This is a genomic window from Mesorhizobium calcicola (assembly GCF_042682105.1).
GTDB lineage: Bacteria > Pseudomonadota > Alphaproteobacteria > Rhizobiales > Rhizobiaceae > Mesorhizobium > Mesorhizobium calcicola.
On sequence record NZ_JBHUGY010000028.1, the window covers coordinates 169,842 to 184,623 of the forward strand.

Consider the following 14,782-nt stretch of genomic DNA (forward strand, 5'->3'; position numbering starts at 1 on the left):
CCGCGGGAGGCAGTTCCACCGCCACGAAGCCGCTTGAATACGAGGAGAAGCGGGGCGAACGCTCCGGAACAAACAAGAGGGAGAGAGACAGTGAGGAATTTACGCAATATCGGCCTTGCTGCCGGACTGGCGCTGAGCGTCTCGGTTTCGGCACTCAATGCATACGCTTCCGAGCCGACGGTTCCGCCGGCGCCGACACCGTTCCCCGCCGAGGGCAAGATCAAATATGTGGCGCGTGACTCCATTCTGGAGTTCAAGGCGCTGCCCGAATATCACGAGCCCGACTGGGTCACCGAGAAATACGTCAAGACCGGCAAGCTGCCGCCGGTGAAAGACAGGCTGCCGAAAGAACCGCTGGTCTTCAAGACGGCCAACATGCAGGACGGCATCGGCGTCTATGGCGATACGATGCGCCATGTCATCGGTGGCCGGCCGGAAGGCTGGAACTATGGCGCCGGCCAGACACAGGGCTGGGGCGGCATCGATATCGGCCTTTCCGAATGCCTGACGCGCACCGCGCCGCTGTTCCAGGTCGAGGCCAAGGACACCGAACCGCTGCCGAACCTGGCCAGGAGCTGGGACTGGTCGAAGGACGGCCACAAGCTGACCATGCATCTTGTCGAAGGCGCAAAATGGTCAGACGGCGTTGCCTTCAACGCCGATGATGTGATGTTCTACTGGGACGACGAGGTCGTTGATCCCAACGTCTCGCCATTGAACGGCGCGACGCCGGAAACCTTTGGTGTCGGCACGACGCTGAAGAAGATCGACGACTACACCGTCGAATGGACCTTCAAGGAAGCCTTCCCGAAGCAGTACCTCTATGCGATGGCCTACGGCACCTTCTGTCCCGGCCCCGCGCATATCCTGAAGCCGCAGCATCCGAAATATTCGAAGAACACCTACGACCAGTTCAAGAATGCCTTCCCGCCGGAATTCATGAACATGCCGGTGATGGGCGCCTGGGTGCCAGTCGAATACCGACCGGACGACATCATCGTCATGCGCCGCAATCCCTACTACTGGAAGGTCGACGAGAAGGGCAATCAGCTGCCCTACCTCAACGAACTGCACTACAAGCTGTCGACCTGGGCCGACCGCGACGTCCAGGCGGTCGCCGGCGCGGCCGACTTCTCCAATCTGGAGCAGCCGGAAAACTTCGTCGCCTCGCTGAAGCGTGCGGCGGAGGCGAATGCGCCGGCACGCCTGGCCTTCGGCCCGCGGCTCATCGGCTACAATCTGCGCATGAACTTTTCCGCCAATGGCTGGGGCAACCCGGACGAACGCAGCCAGGCGGTTCGCGAGCTGAACCGCAATGAGGATTTCCGCAAGGCCGTCACCATGGCGCTCGACCGCAAGGCGCTCGGCGATTCCCTCGTCAAAGGGCCGTTCACCGCCATCTATCCCGGCGGCTTCTCCTCGGGCACCAGCTTCTATGACCGGAAGTCGACCGTCTATTATCCGTTCGACCTCGCAGGCGCCAAGGCCGAACTCGCCAGGGCTGGCCTCAAGGATACCGACGGCGACGGTTTCGTGAACTTCCCGGCCGGCACCGCCGGCGGCAAGAACGTCGAGATCGTGATGCTGGTCAACAACGACTACGGCACCGACAAAAGCCTTGCCGAAGGTGTCGTCGCGCAAATGGAAAAGCTTGGGCTGCGGGTCGTGCTGAACGGCCTCAACGGCACCCAGCGCGATGCCTCGCAATATTCGGGCCGCTTCGACTGGCTGATCCGGCGCAACGACCAGGAACTGACATCGGTCGTGCAGAACACCGAACAGCTCGCGCCCGTCGGTCCGAAGACCAGTTGGAACCATCGCGCGCCTGAAAGCGGCGAGGTCGACCTGATGCCTTTCGAAAAAGACCTCGTCGAGATCGTCAACAAGTTCGTCGCGTCGGAGGACAACGACAAACGCGCCAGCCTGATGAAAGAGTTCCAGAAGATCTCGACCGAACACGTCTACAATATCGGCCTGACGGAATATCCAGGCGCGCTGATCGTCAACAAGCGCTTCTCGAACATTCCCCAGGGCACGCCGATCTTCATGTTCAACTGGGCCGAGGATTCGATCGTTCGCGAACGGGTCTTTGTCGCGGCCGACAAGCAGGCAAAATACGAATTGTTCCCTGAAGAACTGCCCGGCAAACCCGGAGACAAGGGCCCGATGAATTAGGTTTACCTCCCTGACTGAGAGAACTCCGGTCGCGCCGCTGGCGCGGCCGGACAAAGCCAAACTCCGGACGCAACCCAAGGGCACGACCGGCGAGACAAGGAAACGGACCGTCCATGCTGCGATTCCTGCTCACGCGCATAGCGTCGGCAATCCCGGTCCTCGCCATTTTGAGCCTGGTCACCTTTGCCATCATCCAGGCGCCGCCGGGCGACTATGCCGATTACATCCGCTCGCAACTGATCAACCAGGGCGGAGCCTCCTTCGCCGAGGCCGACGCCCAGGCCAATGCCTATCGCGTCGAGCATGGCCTCGATAAGCCACTGCCCGTCCAGTATCTCAATTGGATCGGCGGCATCATCACCCGCGGCGATTTCGGCTACAGCCTCTACTACAACAAGCCGGTGGCCGATGTCGTCGGCGAGCGCCTGCCGCGCACGCTGCTCCTGGCGCTGGTCTGCCATCTGCTGGCCTCGGTGCTGGGCATCACCTTCGGCATATGGGCGGCGACAAGGCAATACACCTGGATCGACTCGACGCTGTCGGCCATCTCCTTCCTCGGCATGACCGTGCCGCGCTTCCTGATGGCGCTGATCATCGTCTATCTCCTCGTCTTCCAGTTCAACGTGTCGGAGATCGGCAGCTTCTTCTCGCCGCAATTTGGCGGCGCGCCGTGGTCGTGGGCGAAGTTCGTCGACCTGGTCAAGCATGTCTGGCCGGTCGTGGCGATCGCCACCTTCGGCGGCCTCGCCTACAATATGCGCGTCATGCGCGGCAATCTGCTGGATACGCTCAACGCCCAATATGTCGAGACGGCGAGAGCCAAGGGTCTGACCGGCAGCGCTGTCGTCATGCGCCATGCCGTGCCCAATGCACTGCATCCCCTCGTCATGTATCAGGGCGTGGTGTTGCCCTACATGCTCACCGGCGAGATCGAGACGGCGATCATCTTCGCGCTGCCGACCGTCGGCCCGGCGATCGTCGGTTCGATGGCGGTCGGCGATGTCTATGTCACCGCCACCTTCATGATGGTGCTGTCGGCGACGCTGATCGTCGGCAACATCATCGCCGACATGCTGCTCGTCCTGCTCGACCCGCGCATCCGCCAATACGGAGAGAGCTAGATGCTTGCCCGCGATCCATCACCCGCACCGCTGCCGGCCGAAGGACCTATCGTCGCCAAACCGGCGCGCGGCAATGAGAGCTATATCGCGCTCGTCTGGCGCCGGCTGAAGCGCTCCTGGACCGGCATGGCAGGGCTTTGGCTCGTCGTGCTGTTGCTGGTGATGGCCGTGTTCGCCGAATTCCTGGCGCCGATGGATCCGAAGGCGACCGATGTCGGCTTCGCCCCGCCGCAACTGCCTTCCTTCCACGACAAGGACGGCAATTTCGTCGCGCGGCCGCGGGTCTATGCGCTGGCCGATTCGGCCGACCTCGATCCGGTCACCTTCCAGCCCGTCGTCGGCCTCGACTACGACCATCCGAGGCTGCTTGGCTTCTTCGTCGAGGGCGCGCCCTACAAGCTCTTCGGGCTGATCCCGGCGGACCGGCATTTCTTTGCCTCGACGGACGGCCAGCCGGTGCATTTCCTAGGCACCGACAAGTTTGGCCGCGATGTGCTGTCGCGCGCCATCCACGGCTCACGGGTCTCGCTGATGATCGCGCTGACTGTCGTCTTCATCATCACCGTCATCGGCACCACCGTCGGCATGGTCTCCGGCTATTTCGGCGGCCGGTTCGACGTCTGGATGCAGCGCTTCGTCGAACTGGTGCTGGCCTTCCCGCAGCTGCCGCTCTATCTGGCGCTGACGACGCTGATCCCCGTCACTGCGCCGACCAACGTCTTCCTCGCCTTCGTCATCATCGTCATGTCGGCGCTGGGCTGGGCGCAGATGTCGCGCGAAGTGCGCGGCAAGACGCTGGCTTTGGCGCGCATCGAATATGTGCGCGCCGCCATGGCGGTCGGCGCCACCGACCGGCGCATCATCCTGCAGCACATCTTGCCCAATGTGATGAGCCACGTGATCGTCGCCGTCACCTTGGCGATCCCGACGGTGGTGCTGCTTGAATCCTTCCTGGGGTTCCTCGGCTTCGCGGTCAAGCCGCCGCTGATCTCGTGGGGCCTGATGCTGCAGGACACCGCGACCTATTCCGTCATCGGCACTTATCCCTGGATCCTGTCGCCGGTCGGTTTCGTGCTCGCCACCGTTTTTGCCTTCAACGCGCTGGGCGACGGCCTGCGCGATGCCGTCGATCCGTATTGAGGTGGCTGGGATGACCGTCTTACTCGCCGGGTCCTTCGCACCCATCGTTCGTCTTGACCATGACGGGCGCCAGGACCAGCCCATCATCGACGCCCGCAACATCGAGGTCGCCTTCAAGGTCGAGCACGGCGTTGTCGAAGCGGTCAAGGACATCTCGTTCCAGCTCTATCGCGGCGAGACGATTGCCATCGTCGGCGAATCCGGCTCCGGCAAGTCGGTGACGGCGCGCGCCGTCATGGGGCTGCTGTCGCGGCGCGCCACCGTGTCGCCGAAATCGAGCATCTGTTACGACGGCCAGAACATCCTGAAATTCCCCGAGAGCGAGCGGCGCAAGCTGCGCGGCAACCGCATCTCGATGATTTTCCAGGAGCCGATGAGTTCGCTCAACCCGATCTATACGGTCGGCAGCCAGATCGTCGAGGCGATCCGGGTGCACCGCAAGGTGAGCCGCAGGCAAGCTTGGGCACGGGCGCTCGAGCTGCTGCGGCATGTCCAGATCCCCGAGCCGGAGGCGCGGCTCAAACAGTATCCGCACCAGCTTTCGGGCGGTCAGCGGCAGCGCGTGATGATCGCCATGGCGCTCGCCAACGATCCCGACGTGTTGATCGCCGATGAGCCGACCACCGCGCTCGACGTCACCGTCCAGGCGCAGATCCTGAACCTGATCCGCAATCTGCAGAAAGAGCTGCGGATGGCCGTGATCCTGATCACCCACGATCTCACCGTGGTGCGCAAATTCTCCGACTACGTCTATGTCATGCAGCATGGCGCGATGTGCGAGCACAACGTCACCGAACGGTTGTTTGCGGACCCGCAGCATCCCTACACCCAGCGGCTGCTCGCCTCGGAGCCGCGCGGGCGTCCGCAACCGCTTCCTGAGGGCAGCGGCGCCATCCTCGAGGCTAATGACGTGCGCGTCTGCTTCATGCTGCGCCACGGCAGTTTCCTGAAACCGGACTGGCGCGAGCTGGTCGCCGTCGACGATCTCGGCCTCAAGCTTTGCCGCCATGAGACGCTGGGGCTGGTCGGCGAATCCGGTTCCGGCAAGACCACATTCGGCCAGGCGCTGCTGAGATTGATCGACACCAAGCGCGGCGAAATCCGTTTCGACGGCAAGCCGATCCAAGACCTATCGCGCAACGAGATGCGGCCGTTGCGCTCGCGCATGCAGATCGTTTTCCAGGATCCGTTCTCTTCGCTCAATCCGCGCATGACGATCGGCCAGATCATCGAGGAAGGGCTGATCGTCAACAGCATCGGCGCGACGCGGGCCGAGCGGGTCGACCGGGTGCGCGAGGCGCTGGTCAGCGCCGGCATGCCGGGTGACATTCTTTCCCGGTTCCCGCACGAATTCTCCGGCGGCCAGCGGCAGCGCATTGCGATCGCCCGCGCCATCGCGCTCGAGCCCGAATTCATCCTGCTCGACGAGCCGACATCCGCGCTCGACCTGTCCGTCCAGGCGCAGATCATCGACCTGTTGCGCAAGCTGCAGGACGAGCGTGGCTTGAGCTACCTCTTCATTTCGCACGACCTCAAGGTGGTGCGCGCGCTGTGCCACCGCGTCATCGTTATGCAGCACGGCAAGATCGTCGAACAGGGCCCCGTCGACGAGGTCCTGTCCAATCCCAAGACCGCCTACACCGAACGGCTCGTCAGGGCCGCTTTCGATGTGGCCTGAACATATGCCGGAGGTTAGCGTGGCAAGAAATCCCAAGATCACTTTCATCGGCGCCGGCTCGACGGTGTTCATGAAGAACATTGTCGGCGACGTGCTGCAGCGCCCGTCGCTTTCAGGCGCGACGATCGCGCTGATGGACATCAATCCGCAGCGGCTCGAAGAGAGCGCCATCGTCGTCAACAAGCTGATCGCGACGCTCGGCGTCAAGGCGAAGGCCGAGACCCATTCCGACCAGCGCAAGGCGCTGGCGGGCGCAGACTTCGTCGTCGTCGCCTTCCAGATCGGCGGCTATGAGCCCTGCACGGTCACCGACTTCGAAGTGCCGAAGAAATACGGCCTGCGCCAGACGATCGCCGACACGCTCGGCGTCGGCGGCATCATGCGCGGCCTGAGGACCGTGCCGCATCTGTGGAAGATCTGCGAGGACATGCTTGCCGTCTGCCCGCAGGCGATCATGCTGCAGTACGTCAACCCGATGGCGATCAACACCTGGGCGATATCAGAGAAATACCCTGAGATCAGGCAGGTCGGGCTCTGCCATTCGGTGCAGGGCACGGCAATGGAGCTGGCGCACGACCTCGACCTTCCCTACGAAGAGATCCGCTATCGCTCGGCCGGCATCAACCATATGGCCTTCTACCTCAGCTTCGAGCATCGCCAGCCGGACGGTTCCTACCGCAACCTCTATCCCGATCTCGTGCGTGCCTATCGCGAAGGCCGCGCGCCCAAGCCCGGCTGGAACCCGCGCTGCCCCAACAAGGTGCGCTACGAGATGTTGACGCGGCTGGGCTATTTCGTCACCGAAAGCTCCGAGCATTTCGCCGAATACACGCCCTATTTCATCAAGGAAGGCCGCCCCGATTTGATCGAGAAATACGGCATTCCGCTCGACGAATATCCCAAACGCTGCATCGAGCAGATCGAGCGCTGGAAAGACCAGGCGCAGGCCTACCGCTCGGCCCAGCGCATCGAGGTCGAGGAGTCCAGGGAGTATGCTTCCTCGATCATGAATTCGGTATGGACGGGCGAACCCTCGGTGATCTACGGCAATGTCCGCAACAATGGCTGCATCACCTCGCTGCCCCGGGATTGCGCCGCCGAAGTGCCGTGCCTGGTCGACGCCTCCGGCATCCAGCCGACCTATATCGGCGACCTGCCGCCGCAATTGACGGCGCTGATCCGCACCAACATCAACGTTCAGGAGCTGACGGTGCGGGCGCTGATGACGGAAAACCGCGAGCACATCTACCATGCCGCGATGATGGATCCGCACACCGCCGCCGAGCTCGATCTCGACCAGATCTGGTCACTGGTCGATGATCTCTTGGCCGCTCATGGCGACTGGCTGCCGGCCTGGGCACGTGTCGGGCGCAAGACTGAAGCCGCCTGATGAACCGCTCCCGGCGGCCCAGCCTCATTTAGGCTCGTCGGCGTCCGTTTCTTCCTCGTCGTCGCGGGCCCGGATGACATAGGCGCCCTTCAGCCAGCGGTTGAGGTCGATGTCCTTGCAGCGCGTCGAGCAGAACGGAAAGGTGTCGCGCGCCGACGGCTTGCCGCATTCGGGGCAGGGGCGCTTTGGCCGCAGTGGCGTGACTTTGGGGTCGGAATTCAAAGCCGGGCTCCCGCCAGCCAGCCGCCATGCACCTTGAAGCCTTCGCCGGAAAGCAGTGCCACCGTCTCATAGAGCGGCAGGCCGACGATGTTGGTGTAGGAGCCGACCAGCTTGACGACGAAGGCGCCGGCGAGTCCCTGGACGGCATAGCCGCCGGCCTTGCCGCGCCATTCGCCCGAGGCGACGTAGGCGTCGATCTCCTCGCGCGGCAGTCGCTTGAAGCGCACCCGCGTCTCGACCAGCCGCTGGCGCAGTTTGCCGCCCGGCGTGATCAGGCAGATGCCGGAATAGACCCGGTGCGAACGGCCGGACAACAGCCCAAGGCAGTTGGCGGCGTCGTCGAGGGTTTCGGCCTTGGGCAGGATGCGCCGCCCGACGGCGACCACCGTGTCGGCCGCCAGCACGAAGCCCGGCGCATAGTCGGTCTCGGCCTTCAGCGAAGCGAATGCCTTCTCGGCCTTTTCCTTCGACAGCCGCTTGGCCAGCGAGCGCGGATGCTCGGCGCGCAGCGGCGTCTCGTCGACATCGGCCGGCAGCACGCGGTCCGGCTCGATGCCGGCCTGCTGCAAGAGCTCGATCCGGCGCGGCGAACCCGAGGCAAGCACCAGCTTCTGCAAAATGCTCATCGCGGACCAGTCGGACTTTGCTTACTTGAAACGATAGGTGATGCGGCCCTTGGTCAGGTCGTATGGCGTCATCTCGACCAGAACCTTGTCGCCGGTCAGCACACGGATGCGGTTCTTGCGCATGCGGCCGGCAGTATGGGCGATGATCTCGTGTTCATTTTCGAGTTTCACCCTGAACATCGCGTTGGGCAACAATTCCGTCACGACACCCGGAAACTCGAGGACTTCTTCCTTCGGCATTCGATACCTTTGCTTGGATGGTAGTTCCAGCGCCCCGGCCGGAATTTCGGCGGAACCTATATGATAATCGTCCGCTTGTGAACACGCTTAATCGGTGGGCTCGCGAGCATGATCCCGACAAGTGGAACCCGGTTTTCCCGGACAAACGGAAACCGTTTGTCCGAGATCATGCTCAAACAGAGAGAATTGGAGCCGTCCCGATTCTATCGGGATGGAACAGGCTCTATCTCGGCGAAACGGCGGCCGATCCGCGTTTTCAGCCGCTCGCGTACGTCCCGATAACTGGCCATGATCTGTTCGCGCGTGCCGGCGGCATCGGTCGGGTCCGGCGTCGGCCAGTATTCGACCTCGACGGCGAGCGAGCGGGTGAGTTCGAGCGCCGCATGGTGCGCTTCCGGCGCCAGCGTGACGATGAGGTCGAAATAGTCGTCCTCGAGATCGTCCATCGTCCTTGGGTGACGCTCGCCCAGCGACAGGCCTTCCTCTGCCAGCACCGCATCGACGAACGGATCGCGCTCGCCGGCGCGAACGCCGGCCGAGGCGACGAAGATGGTGGCCGGCAGCGCCCGCCGCGCCATCTGCTCCGCCATCGGCGAACGCACGGCGTTCATGCCGCACAGGAATAGGATCGAGCGGGGCAGGGTAGCCAGGACTAACCCCGCCAGTGCAGCACGCAGACCAGCGTGAACAGCCGGCGCGCCGTATCGAAGTCGATGTCGATCTTGCCGGCCAGCCGGTCCATCAGCGTCTGCGAGCCCTCATTGTGCAAGCCGCGGCGGCCCATGTCGATCGCCTCGATGTGGCTCGGCGTCGAGGTACGGATGGCGTCGTAGTAGCTCTCGCAGATCATGTAGTAGTCCTTGACGATGCGCCTGAGCGGCGTCAGCGACAGGATGTGGGTGACGACGGCAGCCCCGTCCTCGCGCGCCACGGCAAAGACCAGGCGCTGCTCGGCCAGCGACAGTTTCAGCCGATAGGGGCCGTCGCCGCCGTCATTGACGGGTTGAAAACTGTTTTCCTCGATCAGGTCGAAGATCGCCACCGCGCGTTCATGCTCGACATCGGGCGTCGAACGGCCGATCGATTCATCGAGTTCGACATCGATCAGCCTGGCGCGGGTTCGATCGTAGTCCGACATGATGGCCTACATGTTCAGCCGTATGGCGACGGAGCGTCCATGCGCATCGAGGCCTTCCGCCTTGGCCAGCGCAATGGCCGCCGGCGCCAGAATCCGCAACTGCTCCGGTCCAAGCTTCAGGATCGAGGTGCGCTTGACGAAATCGAGCACGGACAGCCCCGACGAGAAGCGCGCCGAGCGTGCCGTCGGCAGCACGTGATTGGAGCCGCCGACATAGTCGCCGATGGCTTCCGGCGTGTGGCGGCCGAGAAAGACGGCACCGGCATTGCGCATCCGCGCCAGGAACCCCTCGGCATCGTCGATGGCGAGTTCGACATGTTCGGCGGCGATGCGGTTGACCAGCGGCAGCGCGGCGTCGATCGAGGCGACCTCGATCACCGCGCCGAAATCGCGCCAGCTCGCCGCTGCTGTCTCGGCGCGCGGGAGGCTCTGCAACTGGCGTTCCACGGCCTGTTCGACGGCACGACCGAAGGCCGGATCGTCGGTGACCAGGATCGACTGCGCCGACGCGTCATGCTCTGCCTGGGCCAGCAGGTCGGCGGCGATCCAGTCCGGGTCGTTGCTGCCGTCGGCCACGACAAGCACTTCCGAGGGCCCGGCGATCATGTCGATGCCGACGGTGCCGAACACCTGGCGCTTGGCCGCCGCGACATAGGCATTGCCTGGGCCGACGATCTTGGCCACTGGCTTTATGGTCTCGGTGCCATAGGCAAGTGCCGCGACCGCCTGGGCGCCGCCGACGCGATAAATCTCCGACACGCCAGCGATATCGGCCGCCACCAGCACCAGCGGATTGATGATGCCGCCGGGCGCCGGCACGACCATGACGATGCGCTCGACGCCGGCCACCCCAGCCGGGATGGCGTTCATCAGCACCGAGCTTGGGTAGCTCGCCGTGCCGCCCGGCACATAGAGACCGACCGCCTCGATCGCCGTCCAGCGCCAGCCGAGCTCGACGCCGGCGGCGTCCGTATAGCGATCGTCCCGGGGGCGCTGCCGCTCGTGATGCGAGCGGATACGGTCGCGTGCGAATTCCAGCGCCTCGATCGTCTTTGGGTCGGCGGCCTTGTAAGCTTGGGCGATGTCGTCCCTTGATACGGCAATGCCGAGCTCCCTGAGGTCGGCATGGTCGAATTTCCTGGTGTAGTCGATCAGCGCCGCGTCGCCCTCGGCGCGCACGCGTGCGATGATGTCGCGCACCGCGGCATCGACATCGGCCGACACCTCTCGCTTGGTCAAAAGGAAGGCGGCGAAACGCTGCTCGAAATCGGCGTCGGACTGACGAAGCGTGATGGCCATCGGACGCTCAAGCCTTGTGGACGGGGCGCGAGGTGGCTTCCCACGCGCCGCCGATGTCGGCAAGGCGGGCCTCGATGCACTCGACATCGAGCATGATGGTGCCGCCGCCCGAAAAGATCAGCTCGACGATGCCGGCCGGCTTGTTGATCTCGATGAAACTGATCGCCAGCAGCGACAGGGTCTCGGCCGGCTTGTCGCGGGCAATGCCATTGGTCTTGGCGCCAAGCACGCGGTCGAAATGCAGCACCGCCTGCCGCCGCTCATTGTGCTGGCGAAACAGGCCTGACTTGGCCTCCCAGACGAAGCGGTTCATGGTCAACACGAAACGCTTGGCCGAAGGCAGGAATTCGAGGTCCGAGACCTTCATCACGGCATCCTGGACATGCGCCGAGACGATGCTCAGGTCCTGGTCGTCGAGTGCGATAAGCTTAAGGGCGGTCATGCGGATTTCGCACCTGAAGGTTGATGTTCAGCCTTCTGTTAGAGCATGATCCCCAAAAGTGGAAACCGGTTTTCGGAAAAGATCATGCTCAAGCAGGAATCTGGAGCCTCATCTCGACCCTGGTCGAGATGAAACAGGCTCTAGGCGGTCTTTCCGCTCCGTGCAACCGCGACTGCTACAGGGGTCGCCGACGAAGCTGCCGACCTCCCCCGCAAAAGGGGAAGAGTGGATGCTGCTTCGGCTTTCGCCAGCCAGCAACGCTGGAAGGCAGTTGCCTACGCCGAAATCCGCTCGATCACCGCGCCGCAATTGGACAGCTTTTCTTCCAGCCGCTCGAAGCCGCGGTCGAGATGGTAGACGCGGTTGACCGTCGTCTCACCTTCGGCCGCCAGGCCGGCGATGACCAGCGAGACGGAGGCGCGAAGATCGGTCGCCATGACCGGCGCGCCCTTCAGCTTCGGCACGCCGTCGACGATCGCCGTCTGACCCGAAAGCGTGATGTGGGCGCCGAGCCGGGCCAGTTCCTGCACGTGCATGAAGCGGTTTTCGAAAATCGTCTCGGTGATGCGCGACTTGCCCTTGGCCATCGTCATCAGGCCCATGAACTGCGCCTGCAAATCGGTCGGGAACGCCGGGAACGGTGCCGTCGTCACGTCGACCGGCGAAATGCCGGCGCCGTTGCGCCTGACCCGGATGCCGGAATTGGTCGGCGTGATCTCGGCGCCGGTCTGGGCGATCACGTCGAGCGCGGTCTGCAGCAGTTCGGGGCGTGCGCCTTCAAGCACGACGTCGCCGCCGGTCATCGCCACCGCCATGGCATAGGTGCCGGTCTCGATGCGGTCGGGAATGACGCGGACGCGGGCGCCGGAGAGTGATTCGACGCCATCGATGGTGATAACAGGCGTGCCGGCGCCGGAAATCCTGGCGCCCATGGCATTGAGGCACTCGGCGAGGTTGACGATTTCGGGCTCGCAGGCGGCGTTTTCAAGCACCGTCTCGCCCTTGGCCAGCGCTGCCGCCATCATCAGCACATGGGTGGCGCCGACCGAGACTTTCGGGAACACGTAGCGGTTGCCGACAAGCCGGCCATTACGGGTCTTGGCGATGACATAGCCGGTGTCGACGTCGATATCGGCGCCCAGCACCTGCAGGCCGTCGAGGAACAGGTCGACCGGGCGCGTGCCGATGGCGCAACCGCCCGGCAGCGACACCTTGGCCTCGCCCATGCGGGCAAGCAGCGGGCCGATCACCCAGAACGACGCGCGCATCTTCGACACCAGCTCATAAGGGGCCGTGGTGTCGACGATGTTGCGGGCCGAGAAATTGATGGTGCGCGAATAGCCCTCATTCTGCTTCTCGCGGCGGCCATTGACCGAATAGTCGACGCCGTGATTGCCGAGGATGCGGATCAGCTGCTCGACATCGGCCAGATGCGGCACGTTTTCCAGCGTCAGCGTGTCGTCGGTCAAAAGCGAGGCGATCATCAGCGGCAGGGCGGCGTTTTTCGCGCCCGAGATCGGGATGCTTCCGGCAAGCTTGTTGCCGCCGACAATTCTGATGCGATCCATGGAAGAACGTCCCTCTCGGCCAAAAAGGCCGCTTCAATCGTTTGAGTATCGGCCCGTCTAGACCATTGGCCGGTCTGGTTCAAGAAATAGGATTTCCTGGTATCCGGTCCAAGAGTGGCCGATTTGCGTTAATCTTTTTGTATTTCCCTTGCCGCGCCGAGCCCGTCCGGCCTCTGGTCGGCGTCCCCGGTGCGCTGCTTGTCAGCGTCCCCGGTGCGCCGCGAGCGCGACTGCGCCTTGCGCTTCTGCAGATTGGCGCGCAATTGTTCGGCGAGCCGGTCCTTGCGGTCCGTGCCGCCCTTTTTCACTGGAATTGTCTTGTCGTTCATCGTCCCGTCCCGGTCGGCGACCAGCCAGCCCGCCAATCAGGGATAGCCAACATTGTGGCGCCGCCATGTCATTAAAAGCGATCCGGCAAAGGCATTCACAGAAGCGTTGCACTTGGCCTTGCGCTTGCCGGTTCGATATGGCAGAAGCCCCGCCATCGGCGGCTGCGGTAGCTCAGTGGTAGAGCACTCCCTTGGTAAGGGAGAGGTCGAGAGTTCAATCCTCTCTCGCAGCACCAGCCGTTTTCGCCAGATTTCCACGAATATAGGTCTCTGGCGCGTCCGGATGCACTGCGCTTGCGCGCTGCATTTGGCTTGACGGCAGCCGAGGCCAGGCTGGCCGCTCGCCTTGCGTCGGGCGATGGCATTAATGCGGCGCAATTGCACTCGACATCAGTAGCGAAACCGCGCGCACCCAGCTCAGAGCGGTATTCGCCAAGAACAACACATACCGTCAGGCGGAACTCGCCACGCTCGTCAGCCGCCTTCGGCCACACGCATGATGAGCGATTGGTGGGAGCGTATCGCCGACCGGACCGAGTGGCCTTCGGCGAGCAGAACGCTCGTCAACGGATGGCAGCAGAACCCGACTTCCGTATTAGGGCATTAGTGACTTTCAGTCGTTTCTGACCCAAAAGCAGACTGGCAATGCGATCCTGACTTATGCACCGCGCGATAGGTGCATGACACTTTCCGGCCTGACATCATCGATGGTGCTCGCGCGTATCCACAGCGAGCCGGCCAGCCACGCGATCGCCGTCGCGAGAACCACGAGGCCCACGTCGAGTGTCCACTCCGGAACGAGCGCACGCAGCGCAATTGGCACCGCACCCATGAAATAGAGAGCGAGCGGAACGCGCGGCACGCCTTTCCTAACGGCGAGAGAGATCGCAAACGCCAGCGTCCCGACCAGAAAAAGTAACGAACTTGCCACCAATGCCAAGCCTAGGGGCCCGGCTCGCAGGTCCATGATGGTCGTCAGCGGAAGTTTGGAAAAAACGAGATTGATCACCACTTCCACCCCTTCCAGACTTGCGAGTGCGATGAAGTTGACGACGAACGCAATCGTGCCCAGCGGGCCCGCGCGCCGACCGAAGGCAAGGAACAAGCCTACGATAAGACCGAGCGCCAATATCTCGGCGAGTGGCGCGAGGAGCTGCGTGAAATCGGTGGTCGCGATGAGTGCGCTCCTTTTTGCGGCGTTGACCAGAAGGATGAGCGCGCTTCCCGCTCCGGCCATGGATGCAAGCCGGTAGAGCATGACGTTGGACACGGCTTCGCTCGACTGAACAGTCCGAACATCGGGCGCATTAGATGAACTCGGGAACGACATAATTTGAGGGCGGCAGGGTTCGACGTTTGCGTCAAGCATGTTCTTCTCCTCCATCCAGGAATTTGGGAGCCGCGAAGACCGCGG

The 14,782-nt window shown here is 63.3% G+C and carries 15 protein-coding genes and 1 tRNA gene; 6 read left to right on the forward strand and 10 right to left on the reverse strand.

The features are described from left to right. Positions 1–90 precede the first annotated feature (90 nt). The 5 genes from ACFSQT_RS19235 (at position 91) to melA (ending at position 7,504) form a co-directional block, all read left to right on the forward strand. Entirely contained in the window at positions 91–2,175 is a 2,085-nt protein-coding gene (locus tag ACFSQT_RS19235) for an ABC transporter substrate-binding protein (protein WP_379021053.1), read from the forward strand. Between the two features lie 113 nt (positions 2,176–2,288). Beyond that, positions 2,289–3,296: an ABC transporter permease gene (locus tag ACFSQT_RS19240; RefSeq protein ID WP_379021055.1), complete on the forward strand. Its 1,008-nt coding sequence runs from the start codon at positions 2,289–2,291 to the stop codon at positions 3,294–3,296. Next, positions 3,297–4,436: an ABC transporter permease gene (locus ACFSQT_RS19245; protein WP_379021057.1), complete on the forward strand. Its 1,140-nt coding sequence runs from the start codon at positions 3,297–3,299 to the stop codon at positions 4,434–4,436. Between the two features lie 10 nt (positions 4,437–4,446). Next, a complete protein-coding gene (locus tag ACFSQT_RS19250; protein WP_379021059.1) occupies positions 4,447–6,114 on the forward strand; it encodes an ABC transporter ATP-binding protein in 1,668 nt (555 codons plus the stop codon). Positions 6,115–6,133: 19 nt separating this feature from the next. Next, positions 6,134–7,504 carry an alpha-glucosidase/alpha-galactosidase gene (gene melA, locus ACFSQT_RS19255; protein ID WP_379021061.1) on the forward strand — a complete coding sequence of 457 codons (1,371 nt, stop codon included), beginning with the start codon at positions 6,134–6,136 and terminating at the stop codon, positions 7,502–7,504. A 24-nt stretch (positions 7,505–7,528) separates the two neighbouring features. Here the strand turns inward: melA and yacG are convergent, their stop codons facing one another. From yacG to ACFSQT_RS19300, 9 genes are all read right to left on the reverse strand, one after another. After that, positions 7,529–7,726 carry a DNA gyrase inhibitor YacG gene (gene yacG / locus ACFSQT_RS19260; protein ID WP_379021062.1) on the reverse strand — a complete coding sequence of 66 codons (198 nt, stop codon included), beginning with the start codon at positions 7,724–7,726 and terminating at the stop codon, positions 7,529–7,531. Beyond that, positions 7,723–8,352 (reverse strand): Maf-like protein, encoded by a 630-nt coding sequence (locus ACFSQT_RS19265; RefSeq protein ID WP_379021064.1) that lies wholly within the window; start codon positions 8,350–8,352, stop codon positions 7,723–7,725. Before ACFSQT_RS19265 ends, yacG begins: the two co-directional genes overlap by 4 nt. Positions 8,353–8,373: 21 nt before the next feature. Then, positions 8,374–8,592: a translation initiation factor IF-1 gene (gene infA, locus ACFSQT_RS19270; protein ID WP_006200926.1), complete on the reverse strand. Its 219-nt coding sequence runs from the start codon at positions 8,590–8,592 to the stop codon at positions 8,374–8,376. Between the two features lie 203 nt (positions 8,593–8,795). After that, positions 8,796–9,257, reverse strand: a complete 462-nt coding sequence (locus ACFSQT_RS19275) for an arsenate-mycothiol transferase ArsC (protein ID WP_379021192.1) — start codon at positions 9,255–9,257, stop codon at positions 8,796–8,798. After that, positions 9,245–9,730, reverse strand: coding sequence for a UPF0262 family protein (locus ACFSQT_RS19280; protein WP_379021066.1), 486 nt, complete (start codon positions 9,728–9,730; stop codon positions 9,245–9,247). Before ACFSQT_RS19280 ends, ACFSQT_RS19275 begins: the two co-directional genes overlap by 13 nt. Before the next feature lie 6 nt (positions 9,731–9,736). Further along, a complete protein-coding gene (gene hisD, locus ACFSQT_RS19285; RefSeq protein WP_379021068.1) occupies positions 9,737–11,029 on the reverse strand; it encodes a histidinol dehydrogenase in 1,293 nt (430 codons plus the stop codon). A 7-nt stretch (positions 11,030–11,036) separates the two neighbouring features. Then, positions 11,037–11,471 (reverse strand): DUF2948 family protein, encoded by a 435-nt coding sequence (locus ACFSQT_RS19290; protein ID WP_379021070.1) that lies wholly within the window; start codon positions 11,469–11,471, stop codon positions 11,037–11,039. 275 nt (positions 11,472–11,746) lie between these two features. Beyond that, a complete protein-coding gene (gene murA / locus ACFSQT_RS19295) occupies positions 11,747–13,039 on the reverse strand; it encodes a UDP-N-acetylglucosamine 1-carboxyvinyltransferase (protein ID WP_379021072.1) in 1,293 nt (430 codons plus the stop codon). A 128-nt stretch (positions 13,040–13,167) separates the two neighbouring features. Continuing rightward, complete coding sequence (locus ACFSQT_RS19300; RefSeq protein ID WP_379021074.1) at positions 13,168–13,368, reverse strand: hypothetical protein; 201 nt, start codon at positions 13,366–13,368, stop codon at positions 13,168–13,170. 161 nt (positions 13,369–13,529) lie between these two features. Here ACFSQT_RS19300 and ACFSQT_RS19305 point away from each other — a divergent pair. Beyond that, positions 13,530–13,604, forward strand: a tRNA-Thr gene (locus ACFSQT_RS19305). Positions 13,605–14,026: 422 nt separating this feature from the next. Here ACFSQT_RS19305 and ACFSQT_RS19310 read toward each other — a convergent pair. After that, complete coding sequence (locus ACFSQT_RS19310; protein WP_379021076.1) at positions 14,027–14,737, reverse strand: hypothetical protein; 711 nt, start codon at positions 14,735–14,737, stop codon at positions 14,027–14,029. Positions 14,738–14,782: the final 45 nt, after the last annotated feature.

What these genes read in the sequence shown, in the direction of transcription:
- ACFSQT_RS19290 (WP_379021070.1), bottom strand. Translation starts at nt 11,471, where the DNA reads ATGACCGCCCTTAAGCTTATCGCACTCGACGACCAGGACCTGAGCATC.
- ACFSQT_RS19300 (WP_379021074.1), bottom strand. Translation starts at nt 13,368, where the DNA reads ATGAACGACAAGACAATTCCAGTGAAAAAGGGCGGCACGGACCGCAAG.
- ACFSQT_RS19265 (WP_379021064.1), bottom strand. Translation starts at nt 8,352, where the DNA reads ATGAGCATTTTGCAGAAGCTGGTGCTTGCCTCGGGTTCGCCGCGCCGG.
- ACFSQT_RS19250 (WP_379021059.1), top strand. Translation starts at nt 4,447, where the DNA reads ATGACCGTCTTACTCGCCGGGTCCTTCGCACCCATCGTTCGTCTTGAC.
- ACFSQT_RS19240 (WP_379021055.1), top strand. Translation starts at nt 2,289, where the DNA reads ATGCTGCGATTCCTGCTCACGCGCATAGCGTCGGCAATCCCGGTCCTC.
- ACFSQT_RS19245 (WP_379021057.1), top strand. Translation starts at nt 3,297, where the DNA reads ATGCTTGCCCGCGATCCATCACCCGCACCGCTGCCGGCCGAAGGACCT.
- murA (WP_379021072.1), bottom strand. Translation starts at nt 13,039, where the DNA reads ATGGATCGCATCAGAATTGTCGGCGGCAACAAGCTTGCCGGAAGCATC.
- ACFSQT_RS19280 (WP_379021066.1), bottom strand. Translation starts at nt 9,730, where the DNA reads ATGTCGGACTACGATCGAACCCGCGCCAGGCTGATCGATGTCGAACTC.
- ACFSQT_RS19310 (WP_379021076.1), bottom strand. Translation starts at nt 14,737, where the DNA reads ATGCTTGACGCAAACGTCGAACCCTGCCGCCCTCAAATTATGTCGTTC.
- hisD (WP_379021068.1), bottom strand. Translation starts at nt 11,029, where the DNA reads ATGGCCATCACGCTTCGTCAGTCCGACGCCGATTTCGAGCAGCGTTTC.
- infA (WP_006200926.1), bottom strand. Translation starts at nt 8,592, where the DNA reads ATGCCGAAGGAAGAAGTCCTCGAGTTTCCGGGTGTCGTGACGGAATTG.